Source organism: Pseudomonas sp. AGC41 (genome assembly GCF_057334555.1).
In genome coordinates this window covers 19,547-23,305 of the sequence record NZ_JBHFJB010000070.1, presented here as the reverse complement: position 1 = coordinate 23,305, position 3,759 = coordinate 19,547, and the positions used below count along the sequence as shown (strand labels likewise).

General features: G+C 62.5%; 5 protein-coding genes. All 5 read right to left on the bottom strand.

The window, feature by feature from the left end:
- Nucleotides 1–113: 113 nt before the first annotated feature.
- Nucleotides 114–1,520, bottom strand: coding sequence for a saccharopine dehydrogenase C-terminal domain-containing protein (locus ACE04F_RS13425; RefSeq protein WP_486107360.1), 1,407 nt, complete (start codon nt 1,518–1,520; stop codon nt 114–116).
- Between the two features lie 108 nt (nt 1,521–1,628).
- The gene (locus tag ACE04F_RS13420; RefSeq protein ID WP_486107358.1) at nt 1,629–2,438 is read right to left on the bottom strand and encodes a DUF3618 domain-containing protein; all 810 of its coding nucleotides are present in this window, start codon (nt 2,436–2,438) and stop codon (nt 1,629–1,631) included.
- Entirely contained in the window at nt 2,435–2,866 is a 432-nt protein-coding gene (locus tag ACE04F_RS13415; protein WP_486107356.1) for a phage holin family protein, read from the bottom strand. The genes ACE04F_RS13420 and ACE04F_RS13415 overlap by 4 nt, the downstream gene beginning before the upstream one ends.
- Nucleotides 2,866–3,531 carry a hypothetical protein gene (locus ACE04F_RS13410; RefSeq protein WP_305500233.1) on the bottom strand — a complete coding sequence of 222 codons (666 nt, stop codon included), beginning with the start codon at nt 3,529–3,531 and terminating at the stop codon, nt 2,866–2,868. The genes ACE04F_RS13415 and ACE04F_RS13410 overlap by 1 nt, the downstream gene beginning before the upstream one ends.
- On the bottom strand, nt 3,491–3,759 hold a 269-nt coding region (locus ACE04F_RS13405), incomplete at its 5' end, for a hypothetical protein (RefSeq protein ID WP_486107353.1). The genes ACE04F_RS13405 and ACE04F_RS13410, both read right to left, overlap by 41 nt.

Genomic DNA, 3,759 nt, shown 5'->3' with positions numbered 1-3,759 from the left:
GCGGCGTATCAGTCGATATCAACTTTGCTGACACACCGCAATCGCGAGCAAGCTCGCTCCCACAGGGTGGGCTTTGCCCCAAGCTCCCTCGCCACGAAACGTGGGCGCGGCAGTTAAAACCGGGTGAAATGCTCGAATTGCCAGCTATCCGCAGCGCCGTCCTCGGACGGTTTCTGCGAAGTGCCGCTCGGCGTCCACTCGGTGCGCTGGCCCAGCAGCGTGCCGAGGTAAGGCCTGGCGACCTCCAGCACCCGCTCATGGTCCAGCTGTTCCGGCTCGACGATGCCGCGATCCGGATGCTCCACCGCCCAGACAATGCCGGACAGCACGCCTGCCGCCACTTGCAGGGTGGTGGCACTGTTGAAAGGCACCAGCGCGCGGGCTTCGTCAATGCTCAGCACCGAGCCGAACCAGTAGGCATTCAGCGCATGCCCCATGAACAACACTCCCAGCGCATCTGCCCCGCCGCTGTCGATTTCGCCGTTGAGGATGCGCTGCCGGGCTTGGGTTTGCCAGCCGCGACCGATCAGCTCGTGGACCGAGAGCAAGGCGTCATTGCAGGGGTGATAGGCGTAATGCAGCGTCGGTCGATAGATCAGCCGACGCTGGTCCTTCACGGTGAGCAGGTCAGCTGTGGAGGCGGTTTCATGATGAGTGATCATCAGCCCCAGGCACGGCCCGCCCAATGGCGTCCAGGTCTTGACCAGCACGCTGGCGCTCTGGCGCGCCAGATAAATCGCGTTGCAACTGCCGAAACGATGGCGCCGGGCAGAAGCTGGCCAGGTTCGCTCATGGCTGCCCCAAGCCAATTCCGCCGGCTGGCTGCCTTCACTGATGAAGCCTTCCACCGACCAGGTGTTGACGAACTCATCGTCCTCCTTGGGTTGCCGGGAGCGCTGGGTATCACGTTCGGCAAAATGAATCACCTTGATCCCCAGCTCCATGCATAACCTCGCCCAATCGACACCCTCGCGGCGTTGAGGTATCGGATGCTCCAACTGCACCGCCAGCTCCACCAGGCCGGCCTTCAGCAAGTGGGTGATCAAGCCCGGATTGGCCCCGTGAGCAACCACCGCCGTCGGCCCTCCGGCCAATTTCTTGCGCAGGCTCAGGACCTGATAACGCAGCGCGTAATTGGTGCGGTGGGAAAAATCCAGGTGCGGATCGTCATATCCGCCGGCCCACGGTTCGACACAGGTATCCAGGTACAGGGCACCCTTGGCGCAGGCGTATTCGATAATGGCCAGGGAGCTGACTGCCACCGACAAGTTGACGATGAAGTCACCGGGCTTGACCCAGCGATCCAGCGTTTGCGCGAAGGTGTGCTCGGTCAAAGCCTTGCGGACAAAACGGATCCCCCGGTCCTTGAACCAGAGGTTCTGGTCGATCACCGGCGCGATCACGGTAATTTTCCTGACCTCGATATGGTCCTGCCCCAGTACCAATGGCAAAGTGGCCCGGGCGATGGAGCCGAAACCGATGAAGATGAGGTGGCCGCTGAACGCAACCTGATGGTTCATGTGCCGCCTCCTTGATGATCTACCGCGCGTGAAATAATCGGACGACCAAGGCTGCCGTCAAACTCCGCAGATAAGGCGCGGGTCACCCCGCGCCGTATCATTGCCCGTTTACGAGGTACCCAGGCCGCCGGACAGATCCGCGCCGGAATGCGCGTGCCCGGTGGCCGGCGCAGGGCTTGGCTCGTCACGGTGCTCGGTGGTCTTGCTCACCGTATCGCGCACCGTTTCATAGCCCTCTCGGGCCTTTTGCTTGGCCTTGTCGGCCAGGCCAGAGCTGGTCTTGCCCATCATCCGCTGTTCGGTCGACGTGCTGGGTAAGGCAGCCCCGAGCATGGCGCCCAAGGCGATACCCGCAGCCGCCATCATCAACGGTTGCTCCTTGAGCAGGCGGCTGAACTGATCGCCCAGGTCCTGGGAGCCATGGGCCAGGCGGTCGCCTGTCTGCGTAGCGCTGTGCCGCGCATGACGGGCGCTTGCCCCGAGGCCATCAGCCAGGTGCGACGCCTTGTCCTTGAGCTGGTGAAAACCCTCGCGCAAGGAATGGGTGGTGTCATGCAGATGACTGCGCGCGCTGTCCAGGCCACCGGACAGCCCCTCGCTCCAGCCGCTGGCGTCCTGGTCGGGCCCGACGCGATAACCGACGCGGGGCGGATGGTTCTGACCGAGCATCAGCCAGCACAAACCCACCGTGGTCAGCACGGTTGGCACCGGATTGTTGCGTACCGTCGTGCCCAGGTTGCCGAAAAATTCGGCGCCATTGCCCTTCACCAGGCCCAGGGCCTGATCAAGCATCTGCCCTGGCGTGAACTTGCTGCCCAAGGCATCGACGATGTGGCTAATATGGGCGCGTTGCTCGTCGATTTCGCGCTCGATGGTTTCCGGGCTCTTTTCCGATTCGGTCTTGAATTCATCCTTCATGAGGCTTTCCTCCGCAGGGCTTCCTGGTCTTTGTGCAAGGCGTCGAGCGTTCGGTCAGGCTTGAAGTGGGACGGCTCGAATTGCTTCTTGCCGGACTGGACCATGACAAAACCGATGATCATCACCACCACGCCGACAATCAACGCGGCCAGCCAGGGCGCCATCATCGTGCTCAGGCCATACACCACCGCCATCAGCAGGATGATGAAGCCGGCCATCAGTACCATGGCGCCCCCGGCCACCCCGGCGATACCCGCCTTCAGGGTGTTGAGGCTCGCCTGGAATTCAGCCTTGGCCAGCGCCAGCTCCTTGGTAAAGAGCGAGGGAACTTCGTGGGTCAATTGCCGCAGCAAGCCCATGACCGAGGCATCGTTTTCGTGCGTCGAGGCGCCGGCGGGACGCTGGATATCCGGGTCTGGTCGATTCATCACAATTCTCCTCTGGTATTGGCCGAGCCCGGCAGCGAGCCGGTGGCGGAATCACTGGGATGGTCCTGAACGCTGGGCGAGGTCGGGGTTACGCCGGTGGCGAGGCCGCTGCTGGTCCCTGCCCCCGGACCGATAGGATCAGGCACAGGATCGAAGGGTTGCGCGTCGAAGGGCTGGGCGCCAAAGCCTTCGGCGGCTGGATCCGACTCCGAGGAGGCAGGGCTTTGCGCCTCGGTGGTGATCGGCGAGGTGCCGGCCTTGAGGAAACGCGACAGCCCGAACCCCACCGCAATACTGCCGGCGAGGAACAGGCCGGGGTTATCCCGTGCCAGGCGAGAGCCATCGTGCAGCAGCTCTTCGGCGCTCTTGTTGCGCAGTTTGCTGGCCAGGCCGCTCATGCTGTCGGCCATGTCCGCCAGATAATGCGACAAGCCAAGGGTGTCGTTGGCTTCGAGTTCGGACATCGCGGACTTGGCGCCACGCGCCAGGGCATCGATCTGGTCCGCCGCGGTATCGCGGTACTGACCGAAATGCGCATCGGCCTTCTCGCGGGCGCTGCCGATGGCTTCGTTGACGTCCTCCTTGATGTGGTTCAGGGATTCTTCAGGTCGTCCCTGGTTTGCGTTACCGCTTTGTCGCTCGGTGTTGTTGTCCGGGATAGTCATGTCTGTCCATCGCCTCCGTGATGAAAAACTCAACATCAGGCAAGCCGAAACGTTGCCTGGATAAGTGCCTCTCAGAACAAGTGACGGGGCGCGCGGGAGCGTAGTTCCAACGAGTTTTATTGCCGGACGCTGTGCGGTCGTTGGGGGCGTTTGGCTGGGTTTCGCTTAAAAAAAGGGCATTGGAGGTGAACACCAATGCCCGATTCAACACTGCACCCGTGGCGAGGG